Below are 21,006 nucleotides of genomic sequence, written 5' to 3'. Positions count from 1 at the left end.
ATGAATAAAAGACGACTTTTGTACTCAAAAGTTACAGTCAATTCTAAGTTTAACACAAAAATTAACAAATGTCAAAAACACTTGTTGTAGGGGCTTCTACAAACCCGGGAAGATACAGTAACATAGCTATACGTAGGTTGGTCGAACACCATATTGAGACGACCGCATTTGGGATACGTGGGGGAACTGTATCAGAAGTGCAAATTAAACACAACTTGGAAGAATTTCAAAATATTGACACGGTAACTTTATATTTAAATCCAAAAAATCAAGAACCCTACTATGAGCAAATATTGGATTTAAAACCACGGCGGGTCATTTTTAACCCAGGTACCGAAAACCCGGAGTTCTACAAAAAGCTTGAAGCTCAGGGGATAAAGGTAGAGGCGGCCTGTACCTTGGTTCTCTTGGCTACTGGGCAGTACTAGTGTTAGGAACCGATTTTTTGTTTCGGATAAGCCAAAGCCCGATGAATGTCAACAATCCGTTGAGTGGTAACAATTCATAGCCCATTTGGTAGCCACCTAAATATTCCGTGGGCACATTGGCGACCAATACAATGGTCAGCACGGAGGCGAGAGCAACCATCCATACATAACTGTCCTTGATTTGGTGCTTGGTAAAAATACCAAAGGCAAATAGCCCCAATAAAGGGCCGTAAGTGTATCCGGCCACGGTAAGCAAACTGTCTATAACATTGCTACTAAGAATGTACTTAAAAGCAATGATCACGATCACCAAGGCAACGCTCATCAGTATATGGGTACGCTTCCTGATTCGTTTCTGCTCTTTTTCCTCTTTTTCCTGGACGTTCAAAAAATCTACACAAAAGGAGGTTGTGAGCGAGGTCAGGGCGCTGTCCGCACTACTGTACGCCGCAGCGATAAGGCCCAACATAAAAGTGATGGACAAGGCCAATCCCAAGTCGCCGTTCAATGCAATTTCTGGGAATAGAAGGTCTGTTTTGGGTGTTCCATCCATCAAGGGGATGGAAATACCGTCCCGCTTGGCATAAATGTAAAGCAAAGCGCCCAAGAGCATGAAGAGAAAGGTGACCCCGACCAGCACAAAACTGAAGGACACCATATTTTTCTGTGCATCTTTCAAGGATTTACAGGTTAGGTTTTTTTGCATCATGTCTTGGTCCAAACCTGTCATGCAGATGGTAACGAACATACCGCCCACAAAGGATTTGATAAAGTAGTTCTTGTCCAGAAAACTTTCGGTCACCAGAAAATCATCGTAGTTTTTCAATGCGTCGGATGACAAAAATTCACCAAAGCTCCATCCCAATTCCTGATTGATCATTACAATGGAAAGGATGACGGCCACAATCATAAAGAGCGTCTGCAAAGTATCGGTCCAAACAATGGTTTTGATACCACCTTTATTGGTGTAGAGCCAAATCAATAAAATGGAAATGACCACGGTAAACTCAAAACGTACCCCTAGATCATCGAACACAAACTGCTGAAGCACAATGGCCACCAAATACAATCTAAACGCAGCACCCAACACCCTCGAAACAAAAAAGAAGAAGGCCCCGGTCCTGTGGCTCACCTTGCCGAAGCGGTCCAGCAAATACTCATATATCGAAGTCAGGTTTAATTTGTAATACAGAGGCAGTAGCAAAAACGCCACTACAAAATAGCCGAAAAGGTAACCAAGCACTACCTGCATATAGGTCAACTGGCTGTCGCCCACCCAACCTGGAACAGAGATAAAGGTCACCCCTGATAATGACGCACCCACCATTCCAAAAGCAACTATATACCAGGGCGATTGCTTGCCCGCCTTAAAAAAATCCGCGTTGGAATCATTCTTTCCGGTAAAATAAGAGATAAGGATAAGCACCAAGAAATAGGCGCCGATGAGCAACAGAATTTGGGTAGCTGTCATATATGTAATTTGAATTGCAAAGTACGAAAGTAAATTGGTAAAGGTAAAATCGTAATTTTGTGATAGAATTGATGCTATGGAATTTTCGTCGAAGCTATTGGAAAACGCCGTGTACGAGATGTCACAATTGCCGGGAATTGGCAAAAGGACAGCGTTACGGTTGGTATTGCACCTGCTCAAACAGCCGGAAGAGCGAACCGAGTTGCTGGCTCATGCCCTCTTAAAGTTGAAGAGCGAGGTGAATTTTTGTAAAAACTGCCATAACATTTCCGATACCGAAATTTGTGAAATTTGTGCGAACCCAAAGCGTGACGAGACCTTGGTCTGTGTGGTGGAAGACATCAGGGACGTGATGGCCATTGAGAACACCTCACAGTACAACGGCCTATACCATGTACTGGGCGGTAAAATATCTCCCATGGAAGGCGTCGGTCCGCAAGACCTTACAATTGCCCAGTTGGTAAAAAAAGTAAAGGAGGGAACTGTTAAAGAACTAATTTTGGCGCTAAGCTCAACCATGGAAGGAGATACCACCAATTTTTATATTTATAAACAATTGGAAGGATTGGAGGTCACCACCTCCACCATAGCCAGAGGAATCTCGGTGGGTGATGAGTTGGAATACGCCGATGAAGTGACCTTGGGACGGAGCATCATTAATAGAGTGCCGTTTGAAAGTTCCATAAAAGCGAATTAGTGAACATAAATCAAAAATAAGTCGATTTCTTTAGTATTTTTGTAAAATACAAATCAAAATCAATTTGATAAATACGAATATGTCAAAATTTGAATTGAAATTACCGCAAATGGGAGAAAGTGTTGCCGAAGCTACCTTGACCAACTGGTTGAAGGAAGTAGGGGACACCATTGAGATGGATGAGGCCGTCTTTGAGATTGCCACCGATAAAGTGGATTCCGAAGTGCCCAGTGAAGTGGACGGTGTGTTGTTGGAAAAACGGTTCGATGTAGATGACGTAATAAAAGTAGGTGAAGTTGTGGCCGTAATCCAGATTGATGGAGATGCGGACGATATAACCGATGATAGCTCAGGGGAGGAAATGACCCAAGAGGAACCGGCAGAAGTTCCAGCGCAAGAACTGGAAGCCCAAATGGCCAGTGTAAAGGAGTCTGTTTCAAACGCAACCCCGGATTATTCAAGTTCTGAGCGTTTTTATTCACCTTTGGTGAAAAATATCGCCAAGGAAGAAAATATATCGATGGACGAATTGGAAGCCATCGTGGGAACAGGTAAGGAAGGAAGGGTCACCAAAAATGATGTTATGGCCTATTTGGAGAATCGTTCCAATGGAAACCAGCCCCAAGTTCAGGCTGCTCCCCAACCTGAGGCCAAAAAAGAAACTCCTGTGGCACCGGAGCCTACAAAAGCGGCACCAGAAAAGCCCAAAGAATCCAAAGTAACGGTAGGAGCTGGGGATGAGGTCATCCCATTGAGCCGTATGGGCAAATTGATTGCCCATCATATGATCGAGAGCGTATCCACTTCGGCCCATGTACAAAGTTTCGTGGAAGTGGATGTGACCAATGTGGTCAAATGGAGGGATAAGGTGAAAAATGCCTTCCAGCAGCGTGAAGGTGAAAAGCTGACCTTTACCCCCATTTTTATGGAAGCTGTGGCCATGGCCCTAAAAAAATATCCGATGATGAACATATCCTTGGATGGGGATAAGGTCATCAAAAAGAAAAACATCAATTTGGGTATGGCAGCCGCCCTGCCCGATGGGAATTTGATTGTGCCCGTCATCAAAAATGCCGACCAATTGAACTTAGTGGGCATGGCCAAAACGGTGAACGACCTTGCCGATAGGGCCAGGAACAACAAATTAAAGCCCGATGAAATCAAAGATGGTACGTATACCGTAACCAACGTAGGGTCTTTTGGTAGTGTCTTCGGAACGCCTATCATCAATCAGCCGCAAGTAGGGATTCTAGCTTTGGGGGCGATAAGAAAGATGCCTTCGGTAATCGAGACCGACCAAGGTGAATACATTGGCATCCGTAGTAAAATGTACCTTTCGCACAGTTATGATCACCGGGTGGTGAACGGTGCTTTGGGTGGAATGTTCGTAAAAGCAGTGGCCGATTATTTGGAGGCGTGGGACATCAATAGGGAAATATAACCGAAAAACATTCGTATTCCTTTCACTATTCTTAATTTAGGAGCCTAGTGAAGTTTATTTAAAAGTCCCAACATGCAATTACAATTGACCAAGCCTATCTGCTTTTTTGACCTTGAGACCACAGGAACCAATGTGGCAAAAGATCGGATAGTCGAGATTTCCATTTTAAAGGTATATCCGAACGGGAACAAGGAGAGTAGGACGTGGTTGGTAAATCCAGAAATGCCCATTCCGCCAGAATCGACCGCCATACACGGTATTTCCGATGAGAAAGTGGTCAATGAGCCCACCTTTAAACAATTGTCCAAGGAAATTTATGCCATGATCAGGGACAGCGACCTAGGCGGATTTAATTCCGACCGGTTCGATATTCCGCTATTGGCTGAGGAAATGCTCCGTGCGGACATCGATTTTGATATGAAAAGCATGGTATCCGTCGATGTGCAGACCATTTTCCATAAAATGGAAAAACGCACTTTGGAGGCGGCGTATCAATTTTATTGTAACAAAAGCTTGGAAGATGCCCATAGTGCCGAAGCGGACACCTTGGCAACCTATGAAGTGCTTTTGGCACAGTTGGAACGCTACCCCGAACTGGAAAATGATATTAAGAAACTCTCCGAGTTCACCACCAGAAGGCAAAATTTGGATTTTGCAGGTTTTATTGGATTGGACGAGGACAATAACCCCGTATTTTCCTTTGGAAAACATAAGGGGAAAACGGTGGATGAAGTCATGGAAAAGGAACCTGGCTATTTTGGTTGGATTTTGAATGCCGACTTTCCACTGTACACCAAAAAAGTACTTACCCAGATAAAGTTGAGCAAGCTCAACAACAAGTTTTAATAGAAGCAAGCGTTAACCCCCGTACACATTATGAAGCTGATTTGTATAGGACGTAATTATGTAGACCATATTGAAGAGTTGAAAAATGAGCGTCCGGATAAACCTGTGGTTTTTATAAAGCCTGATTCGGCAATTCTGCCCAAAGAGCAGGATTTCTATATCCCCGAATTTTCCAACGATGTCCACTATGAGGTGGAAGTTTTGGTGAAAATCAAAAAAGTGGGAAAGCACATTGCCAAGGAATTTGCCCATAAGTATTATGATGAGGTGGGGCTGGGCATCGATTTTACCGCCAGAGACCTCCAATCCAAATTGAAGGCCAAAGGATTGCCCTGGGAAAAGGCAAAAGGTTTTGATGGAGCTGCAGTAGTGGGTCATTGGGTGTCCAAAAAGAAATTTCATGATATGGACAACCTGAGCTTCTCGTTAGCAAAAAATGGTGAAATGGTGCAGGAAGGAAACACCTCATTGATGCTGTGGAAGATAGATGAAATCATCGCCTACGTTTCTACCTATTTTATGCTGAAAAAGGGCGATATCATATTTACCGGAACGCCTGCCGGTGTTGGTAAAGTAAGCCCAAATGACTACCTTGTCGGCACTTTGGAAGGAGAACAACTTTTTGATATTAATGTAAGATAATGATATACAACCTCGATAAAATAAATGAAATGGCAGAAGGAGATGAAGATTTCATCGTCTCTGTAGTTTCTGTGTTTTTGGAAGAAGTCCCTGAAGATTTGGACGGCTTGGAAAAAGCCATCAATAACAGGGATTACGAAAACATTTATAAACTGGCCCATAAAATAAAACCCAATGTGGACATATTGGGCATGGAGCAGACCCGGGCCAAGGCCCTCGAAATAGAAACCTTGGGTAAAAACACGGGTAGTATGGCGGAAATCGAGGAAAAATTTCCTATCCTTAAAAAAGATGTCCTGCAAGTGGTGGCAGAACTAAAAAATGACTTCGATTTATAGATGCAGGCTGAAATCATCACCATTGGGGATGAAATTCTCATCGGGCAGATCGTGGATTCCAATTCCGCATTTATTGCCAAGGAACTGAACAAAATAGGGGTTTCTGTCTATCAGATTACTTCTATTCAGGATGATAGGGAGCATATTCTAAAATCATTGAAAGAAGCCGGTGAACGGTCCTCGGTCGTTATCATAACAGGAGGTTTGGGCCCTACCAAGGACGATGTGACCAAACACACCCTATGTGAATTTTTTGACGATGAACTGGTTAGGGACGAGTCGGTTTTGAGCCATATTGAAGAATTGTTCCGAAAATATATTTCAACCCCTATTTCCGATTTAAACCGCGAACAAGCGATGGTACCCACCAAGGCAACGGTTTTGCACAATTCTTATGGCACAGCGCCAGGACTCTGGATGAAAAAGGGGGAGACTGCCTTTGTATCCCTGCCCGGCGTTCCCTACGAGATGAAAAATCTGATGCTAAAATCGGTGCTGCCCAAAATCGTGGAGGATTACGAACGCCCGCATATTGTCCATAGAACCATTTTGACCTATGGTTTGGGCGAGAGTGCAGTGGCGGAGAAATTGGAAGATTGGGAGAATAACCTACCGCCCTATATCAAGTTTGCCTATTTGCCCAGCTTGGGAAGTGTGAGGTTGCGGCTATCGGCAAAAGGAGATGATAAAGCGGCTTTGATGGCGGGTATCGATGAACAGGTAAAGAGACTGTATCCGTTAATTGGAGATATCATCTACGGGGAAGAAGAGGAAGACGGCCGCGTGGAGAAACAGATTGGTGCATTGTTGAAAGATAAAAAAATGACCCTGTCCACGGCGGAGAGCTTTACCGGCGGAAGCATAGCCGAGCGCATTACTGCCGTTCCAGGAGCATCCAACTACTTTAAGGGAAGCATGGTTTGCTATGCCACTGAGGCAAAAGTAAAAGTGTTGGGCGTACCACAAGCTTTGATTGATGCCCACTCCGTAGTTAGCGAAGAAGTGGCTGTGGCCATGGCCCAAAATGCAAAGGAAAAACTGGGAACGGATTTTGCCATAGCGACTACGGGCAATGCTGGACCCACCAAGGGAGACTCCAACGTTGAAGTAGGTACGGTGTATATCGGAATAAGTAGCCCCAAACGAACTTTTGCCCAAAAATTCGTTATGGGCAAGCACAGGGAAAGGGTAGTGGAAAAGTCTGTGAACAAGGCTTTTGAGCTGTTGTACAAAGAAATTTTAAATTTCTGAAAAAGATTTTTGTACGTCCCGTTAAAAAGGTATAAATTTGCAGCCTCAATAAAATCACTCAAATAGTTAGGGAGATGTCTAAAGTTTGTGAAGTAACAGGAAAAAAGGTGATGTTTGGAAACAACGTTTCCTTTTCTATCAATAAGACCAAGAGGAGATTCGATGCAAATATCTCCAAGAAGAGATTTTATATTCCCGAGGAAGACCGTTGGGTAACCTTGAACGTTTCTGCACGTGGGTTGAAAATCATCAACAAAAAAGGAATCTCTGCTGTCTTGAAGGAAATCAATTCCAAAAAGTAAGTTGTAAAAGCATTATAAGTACGATACAATGGCAAAGAAAGGAAATAGGGTTCAGGTAATTTTAGAGTGTACAGAACACAAAGAATCTGGTATGCCAGGTACTTCTAGGTATATTACCACCAAGAACAAAAAGAACACGCCAGATAGGATGGAAATCAAAAAGTACAATCCTATCCTTAAGCGTATGACCGTTCATAAAGAAATTAAGTAATCACCTTTTTAAGAAAAGGGCAGAAAAATATAAGCCATGGCAAAGAAAACAGTAGCAACACTTCAGTCATCCTCCAAAAGATTGACAAAGGCCATTAAAATGGTTAAATCTCCAAAAACCGGGGCTTACACATTTGTGGAGTCTGTAATGGCACCGGAAATGGTAAATGACTGGTTGAACAGCAAATAAGAAGTAATTCTTCTTTCATAAAAAAAAGCCGCTATTAGCGGCTTTTTTTATTGGCTTATTCAGCTTAATTTTTATTGACACGGTAAGTTACCCTTCGATTGGTGATTACTGTGTTCACCTGAAGCCTCAAGGTTGTTGTATTGCTGGTGGTTGCACCGCATACAAAGGCATCATTACTTGCCAAAAGTCTGTAGGGTGTGTTATGTTCGTTTGGAGTTGGGTTGGTAATGGTCAATACATTTGTTGAGGTTCCGGAGTAAATGCCCGTATCTGAAAGGTTTACCCAAGAGCTACCGTTGTAATATTGCCATTGGAATTGATCTGCGGTCACTATGGCGGATATACTCGTGGTACATCCCGGACAGGTAGTTACATCCACTGGCTGGGAGGTAATAATAGGGGCTGTCCCTACCTCTCTGTAATCAAAGGTTGAATTGGAATCGTTATCATTGGGTGTAGAGTAGCCATCAGAGCCACTGGTCACCATTCCTTCGGAATTAATGGTAACAGGATTGGGTCCCAAAAGACCATCATCGTTATTATCCGTAAAACCGGATTCTACCACATCGGTACAGCCATCGCCATCGGCATCCAGTGTGTAGGCATCATAAGTGCCATCACTATCGGAATCAAAAATGGTATAGGTCAATAGGGCATAAGCCGTATCGTTATCCTCGATGCCGGAGTAGATTCCATTGGCTCCGGAACTACTAACTGCACCGTCGATTCTACCATCATTATTGTTGTCGTTGACCCCGGATTCTTCCAATGCACCTGATTCTACCAAGTCGAATATCCCATCATTATCCGAATCAAGGTCCAAATGATTGCTGATGCCATCACCATCCGTGTCACAAATAGCACTGGCAAATAATTCGCCTGTGAAGCCTTCCGGACCAGGTCCTTGCTGGTTGGTCAAGGTAAAGGTATTGTTGTTGCCCGGTATCCAGGCAATGGTATTGAACGGCGTGCCCCCTTGTGCCTCCATAAGTTCCAAGGAAGTAGAGGAAGTGTTTCGGCTGCCATATAGGCTTATCTCTCCATATTCGTCTACAATCAACCGCAATCGTGGGATACCGTTGGAGTTGGCGACCCACGGCTGACTGATAAAACTCCCATCGGATTGAAAAACAAAGTATTCATCCCCCGCATCCAGTGCACCATTCTCAAACTCCAGTATAGATGGATGAACCGTGTTGCCGTTGATATCCAATTGAAAGGAATTGTCCATGGAAGAAAAATCTATGCGCAAGTAACCGGTATCCGTATGATTGATGACTACGTTTCGTTCTCCCACATTTGAAGAGGCAAGAAACGAAGCAATAACCGTGGAACAGTATTCTTCTTCATCGGTTATGCCATCGTTATCGTCATCAAGATCAACCACATCTATGGCACCATCCCCATCAGTATCAATTAATGGGACAGAAGTGGCCGTTATCAAAACGTTATCAATGTAGGCACGGTCGTTACTTCCGGACCAGTTACCGCCACCTTTTATAAAACGTATGGTGGTATTGGCCGACATATAGGCCGAAATGTCTTGGCTGAAAGAGCCTGTTTGACTACCTGAGAAGGTATCCAAGGTTGTGAACGAAGAACCATCGCTGGAAACTTCAATGGAAAGCGTCTCTCCACTCTCCAAACTGGAAGTTCGCCAATCAAAGGTAAGGGTAGCAGCGCTATAACCGCTTAAATCGGCCGACCGTCGGATATTTTCATTCCATAGATAATATAAAAAAAGCTCCCCGCCAGTGATACGGATATATCCGTTCGATGCGCTATTGTTATCGTTGTATTCCAACCAATTGGTAGACCAGCTTTGGTTACCATCAGTATTGGAATAGGAGACGGAGCCAAAATTATCTGCAAACGTATCTTGCCCCATAACAGGTAAGCATACTGCAAGGGATATTATAAACAATAGTTTGTTTAAACTTTTGGTCATGTAAGGGTTGTTGTTGAGGTAGGTCAAAAATAGCCCACTATATAGGTTTGATCGCAACTTTTGTTGTGAAGCACTTTGTATAGATGGTAAAACGCTGCATTTCTTGGGTTTAAGAGATGCTATTTATTTGCTATCCCAAAGGAATCGGATAGGGCGTATTCTGAAATTAGACTAAACAAAACTCCCCTTACTTTGCTATCTTTGGTCATTCTCAAAGAACACAGGATGAGCTTATTCAAAAATATATTTTCAAAGGATAAAAAGGAGACCCTGGATAAGGGTCTGGAAAAATCCAAGACCAGTTTTTTCGGAAAATTGGGCCAGGCGGTGGCCGGTAAATCCAAGGTTGACGATGAGGTCTTGGACAACCTGGAAGAAGTATTGGTAACTTCGGATGTTGGAGTGAACACCACCCTTAAAATCATTGAGCGTATCGAAGAGCGTGTGTCCCGGGATAAATATATGGGCACCGATGAACTCAATACCATTTTACGCGAGGAAATTGCTGGACTGCTTTCCGAAACCAATTCAGGGGAAGACAGCGAGATAACCGTTCCCACCGATAAAAAACCCTATGTGATCATGGTGGTTGGCGTAAATGGGGTGGGTAAGACAACAACCATTGGTAAATTGGCCCATAAGTTTAAGGCAAAAGGATTGAAAGTGGTTTTAGGAGCTGCGGATACCTTCCGTGCGGCGGCAATTGATCAGCTGGAAGTCTGGGCCCAACGAGTTGACGTGCCTATCATTAAACAAAAAATGGGCAGTGACCCGGCATCCGTGGCATTCGATACCCTGCATTCCGCAGTTGCGGAAAAGGCCGACGTAGTATTGGTCGATACGGCAGGCCGCCTTCACAATAAAGTCAATCTGATGAACGAACTTTCCAAGGTAAAGAGGGTGATGCAAAAAGTAGTGCCCGATGCGCCCCACGAAGTACTTTTGGTTTTGGATGGTTCCACCGGACAAAACGCATTTGAACAGGCCAAACAGTTTACCAAAGCCACCGAAGTGACCAGCTTGGCCGTTACCAAACTGGATGGTACAGCCAAGGGCGGCGTTGTCATCGGAATTTCGGACCAGTTTCAGATTCCGGTAAAATATATCGGTGTCGGGGAAGGCATCGAAGACCTTCAAGTGTTCAATAAATACGAGTTTGTCGATTCATTTTTTAATTTATAGTAAAAAAATGAAAAATTAAATTTGGAAGGATGAATCAATCAGAAGATGTTGAAAACCTAATTAACGATAAAATTTCTAGTTATTTTGAATCAATTAATAGTCTTTTTAAATATCGAGAAAGAAATAATTGGAAGTTTGAGGTTTCTTGGGGTGTTTATTTTTGGTCAACCATATTTTTCATTGTAAATATTGTACCTGTTCTTCCGGGAGGATTTGAGGGAAATTATTTTTATTCACTTTTTAAGTTTTTGAACCGTGAACTTCTTCAATCGTATTTTGAGAGTTATAATTTTTGGTTGAGATGGCTTTTAGGTGTTTTGATTTCTGGTCTTATTTGGGTTGTATTTCGTTTAGTTTATGAATATTGGTCGAAAAAAGAATCAAAAAAAGCCTTAGCTAAGAAGTATCTTCCATTTTGCTACATTTTTTCTCTAAGAAAGGAATTAAAGGATTATTTGATAAGTGGCGATGAGAGACAACTATCAAATTCTGATAAATATTTGGAAAAGGCTATTCAGCATTTTGGAGAAATGAAATACGATAAACTTCCTGTTTCCGTTGCGAACATAGAAACCAGATTAGTTAAAAAGTTTGATTGGATAGAATTTTCAGATTTAACCAATAAAATTTTGAAAGCTTTTTCGCAGGTGAAGGATAAGCTTGGCAAAAGAATAAATGAAAGAAAGGAGATTGAAAAAATAATTTCTCCAATAGATTTTCTAATAGCCTACGAATTTACTCATATCAAACCAGATAGTACTAACGTACCTAATAATAAGTTAGAAGGTTTAAGAAAAAAATATATGGAGATGTTCGCTGACGAAGTGAACAATATGAATGATTTAGTAGTGCCGACTCAGGATACTTTGAAACCTAAAAAAAGGTTAAGGACTACATTTCAAATATTTATAAAGGCACTAATGAGTTCGAACATTTTTATTTTGTTTTTTTCTTGGTACATATTTTTACTTTTGATTTTTTGGATCGTAGGCTATTTCACGGTTAATTATTTTGATATGGTTTTTGACTCCACAATCATAGCCACCTTACTGGGAGCTCCATTTGCTGGGGCAATAGCCTTATCCACCGCCATTTACTCTAAAAATCACTAATAGTATGTACAAAAACCTCTTATTTTTCTTTATCCTGATTGGATTCATTTCCTGTAAACAAAAAGAAGCAACACCTAAAGACGATGTTGTTCTTTGGACGCCCTACAACGATTCTTCGGAAGTAGCGGCAAGTGCAGATAATGAAAGCCCACGGATGCGCTATAAGTTTATCCAAAGTAAAGTTTTGGACAAAAATGAGGTGTTTTTGCCCCTTTACGAAGAGGTTTCCCAATATACGGATGAAAAGTATGAACGTATGAAGCCTTTGGTCTTGGAGCAGGATATCCCGACTATCCAAAACCATATCAAATCTGGTGAGTTCACCTACGAAGATTTGGTGCTCTTCTATCTGCACCGAATCTACAAATACGAACTTCCCAACAATACTACCCTGAACACCATTATCGCGCTCAATCCCAATGTACTGGAAGAAGCCCGTAAGTTGGACGCCAACCAAGGCGACCACCATCCCATTTACGGAATGCCCATATTGTTGAAGGACAACATTGGTACCTCCGAAATGAAGACGACCGCAGGTGCCATTGCCTTGCAGCAAAGCCAGACCGACGATGCCTTTATCGTGAAACGTTTAAAAGAAAAAGGTGCGCTAATTTTGGGCAAGGCCAACTTGAGCGAGTGGGCCAACTTTATCTGTGGCGTTTGTCCAAATGGCCAGAGTGCGGTAGGCGGTCAGACCTTAAACCCTTATGGAAGACGGGTATTTGACACCGGTGGCTCCAGTGCGGGCAGTGGAACATCCACAGCGGCCAATTATGCCGTAGGTGCGGTGGGTACCGAAACCTCAGGCTCTATACTTTCACCCTCCAGTCAGAACTCGGTGGTGGGCCTAAAACCTACCATTGGTTTGCTGAGCCGGACAGGAATAGTGCCTATTTCCAGCACCCTCGATACGCCGGGCCCCATGACCAAGAATGTCACGGACAATGCCATTTTATTGGATGCCATGTTGGGCAAGGATAACGAAGATGACAAGTCCGTTGGTCAGGAACAGGATATGTTGTCCCTAGCCATGGATTCAGCATCGATTCAAGATTTCCGATTCGGGGTCATGACCAGCCTCATGGAAGCGGATTCTATCTACGCTGCCAATGTGGAAGCCTTGCGTACAGCTGGTGCGGAGATTATCGAATTTGAACCTGAAAATATTCCCTTGGATGGCTTTGTGACCTTGCTGAACTTGGACATGAAGCAGGACTTACCCTCATACATTGGTGCCCAGGTCAAAAATAAAGATGTGGTTACAGTAGATAGCGTTGAAGATGTAGTGAAATTCAACCAACAGGATTCCTTGGTCAGGATTCCTTATGGTCAAGAGCGATTGGACGGGATTTTGGCGGATTCCACTACGGCAGAACAATTTGAGGAAATCAAAATCAATCTAAAAAAATCGGGTAGGGCATTCTTCAACATCATGGAAGAGCAAGACTTGGACGCAGTTTTGAGCATCAATAACTACCATGCAGGCTATGCGGCTGTGGCAGAATACCCAGCCCTGACCGTTCCGATGGGATACAAGGCCGATGGCGAACCGGAAAGCTTGACCTTTATTGGAAAACCCTTGTCGGAAGCTCAATTGTTGCGAATGGGAAAAGCCTTTGAAGATTTGACCAAGGCCCGAAAGATTCCCGAAGGGTACAAAAACTAGATGCCTCTTTAAAATTATGATCTAATGGGGTTGTAATGCATTGTGTTGTTGTATTTTTGCACTCCATTTTAAGGAACTATGCGCACAAAATCGCTTAAAAAGAACAAAATCAATGTGGTGACTTTGGGTTGTAGCAAAAACGTCTACGATTCCGAAGTATTGATGGGCCAATTGCGGGCCAACAATAAAGAGGTTGCCCATGAAGAGGAAGGTAATGTGGTGGTCATTAATACCTGTGGGTTTATTGCCAATGCCAAGGAAGAAAGTGTGAACACGATTTTGGATTATGTGCAGCGCAAGGAAGCCGGTCATGTCGATAAGGTTTTTGTGACAGGTTGTTTGAGCGAACGCTATAAACCCGATTTGGAAAAGGAGATTCCCAATGTGGATGCCTATTTTGGTACCACCGACCTGCCCAACTTGTTGAAGGCCCTTGGTGCGGACTACAAGCATGAGCTGATTGGGGAACGTTTGACCACAACGCCAAAGAACTATGCTTACCTTAAAATCGCAGAAGGTTGCGATAGACCTTGTTCCTTTTGTGCAATTCCATTAATGCGTGGTAAGCACCGTAGCACACCCATTGAAGATTTGGTGAAAGAGGCCGAAAAACTGGCTGCTAATGGCGTTAAGGAATTGATTTTGATAGCCCAGGACCTTACGTATTATGGTTTGGACCTCTATAAAAAAAGAAACTTGGCCGAACTCCTCCAAGCTTTGGCCCAAGTGGAGGGTATTGAATGGATTCGCTTGCACTACGCTTTCCCAACAGGCTTCCCTATGGATGTTTTGGAGGTGATGCGCAACGAGCCCAAAATCTGCAATTATATCGATATTCCGTTGCAGCATATATCGGACAGTATCCTTAAAAGTATGCGTAGAGGAACCACCCAAGCCAAAACCACAAAACTGTTACAGGATTTTAGGGCTGCTGTACCTGGAATGGCTATCCGAACTACCTTGATCGTGGGGTATCCCGGAGAAACCGAGGAAGACTTTGAGACCTTGAAACAATGGGTGCAAGAGATGCGCTTTGAGCGATTGGGCTGCTTTACCTATAGTCATGAGGAAAATACCCATGCGTATCAGTTGGAGGACGATGTTCCTGAAGATGTAAAGCAAGAACGGGCCAATGCTATCATGGAAATACAATCCCAGATTTCTTGGGAGCTCAACCAAGAAAAAATTGGCAAGACCTTCCGTTGCATCATCGATAGGAAGGAAGGGCATCATTTTATTGGCCGTACCGAATTCGATTCTCCCGATGTGGATAACGAAGTGCTTATCGATGCGACCAAGCATTACGTCAAAATCGGTGATTTTACCAACATCAAGATTACCGATGCATCCGACTACGACCTTTTCGGAGAGCCCGTTTAATCAAACTGTTTCTTTTCAATTGATATACTTCTTGGCATAAAACACCACGGTTATGCCCCATGAATTCCATGGTATGTGATGTCAGTCTCACATCTGCCCTGTATTTTCCCTTCTTTTTTCCGTAAACCACTGAAACTGACATTGGTCATGGTTTGTCAGCAACCTGTAGGCTACTTTTAGTACTTCAAAATATATTTCCAACAGTTGATGTCCCCAATATGGTACAAACCCTTATGTGGAGCTGCATTGAATATTGACGATTAACTATAACCATTATGAACCAAAATCACAATAAACTAAAAGCAAGTGTTACCCTGCTTCGCATATTTATAGGGTGGCACTTTTTATTTGAAGGTGTGGTGAAAATGTACAACCCCGAGTGGACTTCATTCGGGTACTTGGCAACCGCACAAGGACCGTTTGACTGGTTCTTTAACATGTTGATAGGCGATGCGACCATCGGTTGGGTGGACACCTTGAACATTATTGCCCTTATGGTGGTGGGAGTGACCTTTACCTTGGGCATTTTTGAACGTATTGGCGCCATTGTAGGCATTGGCCTGCTTGCCCTTTACTTTTTGGCACACCCGCCCTTCCCTGGCCTTACGCAAATGAATGTGGAAGGAAACTATTGGCTCATCAACAAAAACTTGATTGAATTGGTGGCCTGTATGGTCATCTTTCAATTGCCGACCGGCCAGTATTTTGGATTGGACTATCTCAGAAAACACAAACTTAAAACCCAGGAGCAATGAAATGGACTAGAAGAGACCTTTTGATAGGATTGGGAGGCCTTCCCATATTGGGCGCTGTATGGTGGGCCGGAGCTGCCACTTCGGTCGGTTCCAGAAAAAAGCGTTCAGAAATTTTGGAACAACTCAACATAAAGCCATCGATGCCACCTGCCGTACCTGGAATAGGGGGTGACCCCGTTCGTATCGGCGTAATCGGTTTTGGTATTAGAGGCGAACAGTTGACAAGGGCCTTGGGTTTCGCTACGGATGAATGGAAGGAAGAGATGCGTTTGGCTGCCATTGAAGACCCCAATAATAAGAGATTGGAAGATTTTGAAAGCCAAGAACGCCTCAATGTCAAATTGGTGGGTATCTGCGACATCTTCGATGTGAGGGCAGAAACATTTATCAATTCCTTTTCCACTACAGATGATAAAATCAAAAGGTACAAAACCTATAAAGAGATGATCCAAAGTGGGGAGGTGGACGCCGTTGTCATCGCAACACCAGATCACTGGCACGCTCCCATGTCCATCGAAGCTTTGAACAACAATGTGCATGTGTATGTTGAAAAACCGATGACACATACCGTAGGTGAAACCTATACATTACGTGAAGCTGCGGAAAATTCAGATGCCGTTTTTGCCGTGGGTCACCAGCACAGACAAACCCTTAGTTTTGGAACAGCAAGGGATATTGTGGAAAAAGGGACATTGGGCCACGTGTCATTGATTCAGACCAATACCAACAGAAACGATGACAATGGTGCCTGGAACTATGATATCCACGAGAAAGCCAGTCCCGAAACTATTGATTGGGAGCAATTCTTGGGCTCTGCACCAAAGGTGCCTTTCAATAAGAACCACTTCTTTAGATGGCGTAAATGGTGGGCCTATGGCTCTGGGCTATCCGGGGATTTATTGACCCACGATTACGACCGTCTGAATTGCGTGCTCAATATGGGGATACCTGCTTCGGTAAGTGCTTCAGGAGGTATATATACCCATAATGATGGCAGAAACGTTCCCGATGTCATCCAAGTGAATATGGAGTTCCCGGATTTCAGCACGGGCAGCAGCCAGACCAAGGGTAAAGAAAAAGGCATGACATTCTGTTATAGCGCTACCTTGGGCAACGGCTTCAATAGACCAACCGTTTTGATGGGGCATGATGCCACCATGGAACTGGGCAATAGGTTGACCGTATGGCCAGATGGAGCATCCACTCGCTATGCCGCTATGCTGGAGGCTGAAAAAATGAGACCCGATGTGCCCATTTATCAATACGATCCTGCGGGTGCCGCCACCGATGCGGTTTCGTCCGCAACCTCCCAATATTTCGCCGATAAGGGGCTCATGTGGACCTATATTGATGGGGTCCGTGTGGATTCCACCTTTTTGCACATGCGGGAATGGTTGAGCGTGATAAAAAACGGAGGAAAGGTCAGTTGCGGTATCAACGAAGGCTTTGATGAAGCGATTTCGGCCCACATGGCAGGTTTGTCTTGGAAGTTGGGAAGAAGAATAGAATGGGACGCTGCAAGTCAGACCTTAAAGCCCATCGAGGGTATCGATTTTGACCAAGTACTCTTGGCCAACGAAAATTGGAATTTACAACCAGAAATGGTTGGATGAGGTTTCTTGATTTTTAATGATTTTAGTCCGGAAAGTGGGATATTGTAAAAAGGATTTTTCCTTGGTCAATGTCCCACTTTTATTCAGATACACTTTCAAAAGATCACAGTGTGACATAGGAAACCAATTGTTCCACATTGGGATGGTCGCTTCCGCCCGCAGGTTCAATGGTAATGTTCAGGGATTCAGCGTTTTCGATATATTTTAGGGATACCAGTTCGGTGTCGGTGGGAAAGGTGCCCATATTGATCATTTCCCCATCCACATCGCTCCACATTTGATACGTTTGATGGCTCGGTAGGGTAGGTAGACCTTTTGGGTTGACCAGCACCAATTGGTTCTTGTGGTTTACATAGGCTACGGCTTTTCCGTTAGGGGCCTTTTGATTACCGTACAGTACCAACGGAATTACATCGGGATTGTTGATACTTTCCAAACGATTGGAGGTCAATCGAAATTCCGATTCCAAATTGTCCACTTGGCGTTGTAATCTATAGGTCTGTGTTTGGAGCATCTCCAAGTTGCCTTCGGCATTTTGCCATTTTTCATAGAGCCAAAAGCTGCTCAGGCCAAAAATCAGGGCAAAACCTGCCGCTATGGAAAGGGGCATCCAATTGGTCTTGCGAATCAAATTGGGTTGCACGGCATCTTTTATTCGTGCCTTTACCGCTGGGGGCGGCACAATGGCCTGCTCCATGCCCATACGCTCAAAATCGGCTTCCAGAGCATCGAATTGCTCCTGTAGTGATGTATCTTGGCCCAGGGCTTCTTCCACCATGGAGGCCTCTTCTTTTGAAAGCTCTCCGGTAAGATAAAGCTCCAGAAGTCCTTCTTCCAATATCTTTTTCTTTTCCATCATGCCAATAATTCTAAAACGGCCCAAATATAGATGAGTTTGGTGCCATACGTCTCCCTTAATTGTTTTAGTGCTTGTCTTACATAGGACTTAAAGGTGCCCAACGGTACTCCCATTTTTTCATGGGCTTCCCTGTGCGTGTACCCACTATAATATACCAGTGCGATTGCTTGCTGGTGGTGTGGTTCCAACGATTTTATGGAACCTTTCAATTCTGAATAATCTGGTGCCTCTTCATCATCCTTTATATTAGTATATACACTCAAATCATCTGTTTGGATGAGCTTGTCCTTGGTTCGCAATGCATTAAGGGTCGTATTTCGGGCGATTCGGTATGCCCATGTGTAAAATCTTCCCTTGGATGCATCGTAGCCATCTATGCTTTTCCAAATTTTAATAAAAGTTTCCTGGAGTAGATCTTCTGCTTTGTTCTGGTCCCTGCACATACGGAGGATGACCCCAAAAAGTGCCCCGGAATATTTGTCGTAAAGCTCGTAGAGCGCCGTGTTGTCGCCAGAAAGCAACCGGTCAATGGTCTCTATATCGTTGGTTGTGGTCCTCATTATCGATGTTAAAGATATGATAAAAAATCACAGACTTCATCCATAAGGTAAAAGCATGTGTAAATACTAATAGAAAGCGCTTTAAAAACAATAATCATTAAAATTTAAATCTGAAAACATGAAAAAATTATTTTTTGCACTAGCCGCCTTTACACTTTTGTTGGCACCTAAAACAACTATAGCACAGTCTAAGGATATCGTGGATGTTGCGGTATCCGTAGATGACTTTTCAACCTTGGTCACCGCACTTAAGGCTGCCGATTTGGTGGGAGCTTTAAAAGGGGATGGACCTTTCACAGTATTCGCTCCTGTCAACTCAGGATTTGCCAAAATCGATTCCGAAACCTTGAATTCCCTATTGCAGCCTGAGAACAAAGAACAACTATCCGCAATCTTAACCTATCACGTGGTTTCTGGAAAGCTAATGGCTTCTGATGTTGCCGCGGCTCTCGGAAAAGGAAATGGCAAAGCGGAACTTACAACCTTGAACGGTGGGAAATTAACTGCTATGAAAAAGGACGACGGTATCTATTTGAAAGATGCCAAGGGAAATTGGAGCAAGATCTCCAAAACTGATGTCGTTGCCTCAAATGGAGTAATCCATATTATTGAGGATGTTGTAATGCCCTAACGAATCAAGCGTTGTTCGTTTTGATGCTGAAAAGCACCGCCTTGGCGGTGCTTTTCTATTTCTGTCCAGTTTGTGAAACTATCTTTTCCGGGCCAATTCGATTTGGTACAGCTCCCTACCCAATTGGGCCAAAAATGGAATGCCCACCTCTTCGTATTCATAGGCGTCATCATTGAAGACTTCATCGCTATTTACCAAAATAGTGGCCGTTAGCATAAAATCGATATTGTTTTTGGTATCCTGTATATAGGCGTTGTCCGTAAGAGTGCCATAGGCATAGCCCACTTTGTTATAGATTTTGATATGCTCCGGCATGGGCTCGGTACTATCGCCAAACAGAAAGAATTTGACATAACTATCGTAATACTCCACTGGGTCGTATCCCACTTTTGAGGGCAAGGTGTGCATAGCCTCCAATAGAAATTCCCGTTGTTCCTTATTTAGATTGAATTGTTGGGACTTGGGAAATGCCTCTGGAAAAATGATTCTTTTCAACAATGCGGATTGGGCATCGATGGGGAAATAATTCTTCAAACTGAAATCAAAGGCACCCTGTTGATAGGTCTCATCGGCAATATATCCTTTTCCTTTTTCGATATCGTCCAAATCGAGTGGACGAATGGCGGCATTTATGATAGAACTGCTCAAGGCAGTGGTCGAATCGTTCAAATAAAAAACCAAAGGTTTAGTGGTCACATCGTCTGCATTGTCCGTGGATAGGCGATGGGCAATCCTGATAGGGGAAACTCCTCTTTGTTCCATCCTACGGTTGAGGTCGTCCTGTCCCAAAAATTCCAACAAACGGTTGTTTGCTGCATTGTCCGAAACGGCAAAGATTTCTGAAACTGCCTTGGCAAAAGTGGTCTGTACGGAATCGCCCTCCACAAAAAAACGGGTGTCCATCGCTAGCGAATCGATCTCGTTCAATTTTTCCAAAGCGGCGACAGCCGCAGGAAACTTTACCGTACTGGCTGGATAAAAATAGCTGTTCGCGTCCACTTGAAAATCGTGGTCCGTGAAAATGATGCTGTCGTTTCTTCTGTCGATTTGGGTGTAGCGGATCTGGACTTCGTAGTCGTCCAAGTTATCCATCACCTTTTGTATGCTTGGGTTTTGGGAAGCAAGTGCTTTGTCCAACGGGGGGATTGGGTCATTTTTTGCACAGGACACGCCCACGAAAGCCATGCCTAAGATTACGAATCTGGTCCACATAAGCAATACCTTAGATGTCACCGGTGTATACTTGTCCCCTGTGTGGTTTGAGAATACTGCGAACCTCCTTGAGTTCAAATTCGGCTACTACCAAATATGCAATACTGTGCGTGGGACTAAAATGCTCCACTCCCCCAAGGTCGTATTTAAGTTCCTCTACATCCACGAACTCCTCAAGGTGTTTCAGGTAATGTGCTGCAGTGTGGGCCGCGTTAGGTCCACGAAAATCCCAAATAATCTTGATTTTTCTATCCAAAAGTATATCCATTGTA

The 21,006-nt window shown here is 43.6% G+C and carries 23 protein-coding genes; 17 read left to right on the top strand and 6 right to left on the bottom strand.

The annotated features are described in order from the left end of the window. Positions 1–68: 68 nt before the first annotated feature. On the top strand, positions 69–428 hold the full coding sequence (locus EO130_RS07820) for a CoA-binding protein (protein WP_127140964.1): 360 nt from the start codon (positions 69–71) through the stop codon (positions 426–428). Here the strand turns inward: EO130_RS07820 and EO130_RS07815 are convergent. Further along, positions 412–1,899 (bottom strand): sodium:solute symporter, encoded by a 1,488-nt coding sequence (locus EO130_RS07815; protein ID WP_127140963.1) that lies wholly within the window; start codon positions 1,897–1,899, stop codon positions 412–414. The two genes, EO130_RS07820 and EO130_RS07815, sit on opposite strands and share 17 nt — an antisense overlap. Positions 1,900–1,975: 76 nt before the next feature. On the opposite strand from EO130_RS07815, the gene recR reads away from it, so the two are divergent. From recR to EO130_RS07770, 9 genes are all read left to right on the top strand, one after another. After that, on the top strand, positions 1,976–2,596 hold the full coding sequence (gene recR, locus EO130_RS07810; RefSeq protein ID WP_127140962.1) for a recombination mediator RecR: 621 nt from the start codon (positions 1,976–1,978) through the stop codon (positions 2,594–2,596). Positions 2,597–2,675: 79 nt separating this feature from the next. Then, on the top strand, positions 2,676–4,037 hold the full coding sequence (locus EO130_RS07805) for a dihydrolipoamide acetyltransferase family protein (protein ID WP_127140961.1): 1,362 nt from the start codon (positions 2,676–2,678) through the stop codon (positions 4,035–4,037). Positions 4,038–4,109: 72 nt separating this feature from the next. Further along, positions 4,110–4,883: a 3'-5' exonuclease gene (locus tag EO130_RS07800; protein ID WP_127140960.1), complete on the top strand. Its 774-nt coding sequence runs from the start codon at positions 4,110–4,112 to the stop codon at positions 4,881–4,883. Between the two features lie 30 nt (positions 4,884–4,913). Continuing rightward, the gene (locus EO130_RS07795) at positions 4,914–5,525 is read left to right on the top strand and encodes a fumarylacetoacetate hydrolase family protein (RefSeq protein ID WP_127140959.1); all 612 of its coding nucleotides are present in this window, start codon (positions 4,914–4,916) and stop codon (positions 5,523–5,525) included. Then, positions 5,525–5,863, top strand: a complete 339-nt coding sequence (locus EO130_RS07790) for an Hpt domain-containing protein (RefSeq protein WP_127140958.1) — start codon at positions 5,525–5,527, stop codon at positions 5,861–5,863. Before EO130_RS07795 ends, EO130_RS07790 begins: the two co-directional genes overlap by 1 nt. Further along, positions 5,864–7,114, top strand: a complete 1,251-nt coding sequence (locus EO130_RS07785; RefSeq protein WP_127140957.1) for a competence/damage-inducible protein A — start codon at positions 5,864–5,866, stop codon at positions 7,112–7,114. Between the two features lie 74 nt (positions 7,115–7,188). Continuing rightward, positions 7,189–7,416 carry a 50S ribosomal protein L28 gene (rpmB, locus tag EO130_RS07780; protein ID WP_100817573.1) on the top strand — a complete coding sequence of 76 codons (228 nt, stop codon included), beginning with the start codon at positions 7,189–7,191 and terminating at the stop codon, positions 7,414–7,416. 28 nt (positions 7,417–7,444) lie between these two features. Continuing rightward, positions 7,445–7,627, top strand: coding sequence for a 50S ribosomal protein L33 (rpmG, locus tag EO130_RS07775; protein WP_100817574.1), 183 nt, complete (start codon positions 7,445–7,447; stop codon positions 7,625–7,627). 36 nt (positions 7,628–7,663) lie between these two features. Next, positions 7,664–7,816, top strand: coding sequence for a DUF4295 domain-containing protein (locus tag EO130_RS07770; RefSeq protein WP_108245252.1), 153 nt, complete (start codon positions 7,664–7,666; stop codon positions 7,814–7,816). A gap of 64 nt (positions 7,817–7,880) precedes the next feature. Here EO130_RS07770 and EO130_RS07765 read toward each other — a convergent pair whose 3' ends face one another. Next, positions 7,881–9,764 carry an immunoglobulin domain-containing protein gene (locus tag EO130_RS07765; protein ID WP_127140956.1) on the bottom strand — a complete coding sequence of 628 codons (1,884 nt, stop codon included), beginning with the start codon at positions 9,762–9,764 and terminating at the stop codon, positions 7,881–7,883. 225 nt (positions 9,765–9,989) lie between these two features. Here EO130_RS07765 and ftsY point away from each other — a divergent pair, with 225 nt between their 5' ends. The 6 genes from ftsY to EO130_RS07735 all read left to right on the top strand — a co-directional run bounded on the left by ftsY (position 9,990) and on the right by EO130_RS07735 (position 17,472). Beyond that, the gene (gene ftsY / locus EO130_RS07760; RefSeq protein WP_127140955.1) at positions 9,990–10,946 is read left to right on the top strand and encodes a signal recognition particle-docking protein FtsY; all 957 of its coding nucleotides are present in this window, start codon (positions 9,990–9,992) and stop codon (positions 10,944–10,946) included. A 29-nt stretch (positions 10,947–10,975) separates the two neighbouring features. Further along, positions 10,976–12,058, top strand: a complete 1,083-nt coding sequence (locus EO130_RS07755) for a hypothetical protein (protein ID WP_127140954.1) — start codon at positions 10,976–10,978, stop codon at positions 12,056–12,058. A 4-nt stretch (positions 12,059–12,062) separates the two neighbouring features. Further along, positions 12,063–13,724 carry an amidase family protein gene (locus EO130_RS07750; RefSeq protein WP_127140953.1) on the top strand — a complete coding sequence of 554 codons (1,662 nt, stop codon included), beginning with the start codon at positions 12,063–12,065 and terminating at the stop codon, positions 13,722–13,724. A 78-nt stretch (positions 13,725–13,802) separates the two neighbouring features. Next, positions 13,803–15,104, top strand: coding sequence for a 30S ribosomal protein S12 methylthiotransferase RimO (rimO, locus tag EO130_RS07745; protein ID WP_127140952.1), 1,302 nt, complete (start codon positions 13,803–13,805; stop codon positions 15,102–15,104). A 275-nt stretch (positions 15,105–15,379) separates the two neighbouring features. Then, positions 15,380–15,859 (top strand): DoxX family membrane protein, encoded by a 480-nt coding sequence (locus EO130_RS07740; RefSeq protein ID WP_127140951.1) that lies wholly within the window; start codon positions 15,380–15,382, stop codon positions 15,857–15,859. Continuing rightward, positions 15,856–17,472 (top strand): Gfo/Idh/MocA family protein, encoded by a 1,617-nt coding sequence (locus tag EO130_RS07735; RefSeq protein ID WP_127140950.1) that lies wholly within the window; start codon positions 15,856–15,858, stop codon positions 17,470–17,472. Before EO130_RS07740 ends, EO130_RS07735 begins: the two co-directional genes overlap by 4 nt. 103 nt (positions 17,473–17,575) lie before the next feature. Here EO130_RS07735 and EO130_RS07730 read toward each other — a convergent pair whose 3' ends face one another. Both EO130_RS07730 and EO130_RS07725 read right to left on the bottom strand, forming a co-directional pair. After that, positions 17,576–18,331 (bottom strand): anti-sigma factor, encoded by a 756-nt coding sequence (locus tag EO130_RS07730; RefSeq protein WP_127140949.1) that lies wholly within the window; start codon positions 18,329–18,331, stop codon positions 17,576–17,578. Then, the gene (locus EO130_RS07725) at positions 18,328–18,891 is read right to left on the bottom strand and encodes an RNA polymerase sigma factor (protein WP_127140948.1); all 564 of its coding nucleotides are present in this window, start codon (positions 18,889–18,891) and stop codon (positions 18,328–18,330) included. The genes EO130_RS07730 and EO130_RS07725 overlap by 4 nt, the downstream gene beginning before the upstream one ends. Before the next feature lie 118 nt (positions 18,892–19,009). On the opposite strand from EO130_RS07725, the gene EO130_RS07720 reads away from it, so the two are divergent. After that, a complete protein-coding gene (locus EO130_RS07720) occupies positions 19,010–19,522 on the top strand; it encodes a fasciclin domain-containing protein (RefSeq protein WP_127140947.1) in 513 nt (170 codons plus the stop codon). A gap of 78 nt (positions 19,523–19,600) precedes the next feature. Here EO130_RS07720 and EO130_RS07715 read toward each other — a convergent pair whose 3' ends face one another. Further along, positions 19,601–20,734, bottom strand: coding sequence for a serine hydrolase (locus EO130_RS07715; RefSeq protein ID WP_127140946.1), 1,134 nt, complete (start codon positions 20,732–20,734; stop codon positions 19,601–19,603). A 10-nt stretch (positions 20,735–20,744) separates the two neighbouring features. Beyond that, positions 20,745–21,002, bottom strand: a complete 258-nt coding sequence (locus tag EO130_RS07710) for a hypothetical protein (protein ID WP_127140945.1) — start codon at positions 21,000–21,002, stop codon at positions 20,745–20,747. Between the last annotated feature and the right edge of the window lie 4 nt (positions 21,003–21,006).

The sequence above is a fragment of the Flagellimonas marinaquae genome (assembly GCF_003992675.1).
GTDB classification, from domain to species: Bacteria; Bacteroidota; Bacteroidia; order Flavobacteriales; family Flavobacteriaceae; genus Flagellimonas; species Flagellimonas marinaquae.
The sequence above is the reverse complement of the archived record's forward strand: the minus strand, read 5'-3'. Positions and strand labels throughout refer to the sequence as shown.

Bases quoted from the DNA above. Each gene is read 5' to 3' on its own strand.
- EO130_RS07730 (WP_127140949.1), bottom strand. From the start codon at position 18,331: ATGATGGAAAAGAAAAAGATATTGGAAGAAGGACTTCTGGAGCTTTAT.
- EO130_RS07815 (WP_127140963.1), bottom strand. From the start codon at position 1,899: ATGACAGCTACCCAAATTCTGTTGCTCATCGGCGCCTATTTCTTGGTG.
- EO130_RS07800 (WP_127140960.1), top strand. From the start codon at position 4,110: ATGCAATTACAATTGACCAAGCCTATCTGCTTTTTTGACCTTGAGACC.
- EO130_RS07735 (WP_127140950.1), top strand. From the start codon at position 15,856: ATGAAATGGACTAGAAGAGACCTTTTGATAGGATTGGGAGGCCTTCCC.
- recR (WP_127140962.1), top strand. From the start codon at position 1,976: ATGGAATTTTCGTCGAAGCTATTGGAAAACGCCGTGTACGAGATGTCA.
- EO130_RS07820 (WP_127140964.1), top strand. From the start codon at position 69: ATGTCAAAAACACTTGTTGTAGGGGCTTCTACAAACCCGGGAAGATAC.
- EO130_RS07720 (WP_127140947.1), top strand. From the start codon at position 19,010: ATGAAAAAATTATTTTTTGCACTAGCCGCCTTTACACTTTTGTTGGCA.
- EO130_RS07770 (WP_108245252.1), top strand. From the start codon at position 7,664: ATGGCAAAGAAAACAGTAGCAACACTTCAGTCATCCTCCAAAAGATTG.
- EO130_RS07715 (WP_127140946.1), bottom strand. From the start codon at position 20,734: ATGTGGACCAGATTCGTAATCTTAGGCATGGCTTTCGTGGGCGTGTCC.
- EO130_RS07785 (WP_127140957.1), top strand. From the start codon at position 5,864: ATGCAGGCTGAAATCATCACCATTGGGGATGAAATTCTCATCGGGCAG.
- EO130_RS07790 (WP_127140958.1), top strand. From the start codon at position 5,525: ATGATATACAACCTCGATAAAATAAATGAAATGGCAGAAGGAGATGAA.
- ftsY (WP_127140955.1), top strand. From the start codon at position 9,990: ATGAGCTTATTCAAAAATATATTTTCAAAGGATAAAAAGGAGACCCTG.
- EO130_RS07755 (WP_127140954.1), top strand. From the start codon at position 10,976: ATGAATCAATCAGAAGATGTTGAAAACCTAATTAACGATAAAATTTCT.
- EO130_RS07740 (WP_127140951.1), top strand. From the start codon at position 15,380: ATGAACCAAAATCACAATAAACTAAAAGCAAGTGTTACCCTGCTTCGC.
- rimO (WP_127140952.1), top strand. From the start codon at position 13,803: ATGCGCACAAAATCGCTTAAAAAGAACAAAATCAATGTGGTGACTTTG.
- EO130_RS07725 (WP_127140948.1), bottom strand. From the start codon at position 18,891: ATGAGGACCACAACCAACGATATAGAGACCATTGACCGGTTGCTTTCT.
- EO130_RS07795 (WP_127140959.1), top strand. From the start codon at position 4,914: ATGAAGCTGATTTGTATAGGACGTAATTATGTAGACCATATTGAAGAG.
- rpmB (WP_100817573.1), top strand. From the start codon at position 7,189: ATGTCTAAAGTTTGTGAAGTAACAGGAAAAAAGGTGATGTTTGGAAAC.
- rpmG (WP_100817574.1), top strand. From the start codon at position 7,445: ATGGCAAAGAAAGGAAATAGGGTTCAGGTAATTTTAGAGTGTACAGAA.
- EO130_RS07765 (WP_127140956.1), bottom strand. From the start codon at position 9,764: ATGACCAAAAGTTTAAACAAACTATTGTTTATAATATCCCTTGCAGTA.
- EO130_RS07750 (WP_127140953.1), top strand. From the start codon at position 12,063: ATGTACAAAAACCTCTTATTTTTCTTTATCCTGATTGGATTCATTTCC.
- EO130_RS07710 (WP_127140945.1), bottom strand. From the start codon at position 21,002: ATGGATATACTTTTGGATAGAAAAATCAAGATTATTTGGGATTTTCGT.
- EO130_RS07805 (WP_127140961.1), top strand. From the start codon at position 2,676: ATGTCAAAATTTGAATTGAAATTACCGCAAATGGGAGAAAGTGTTGCC.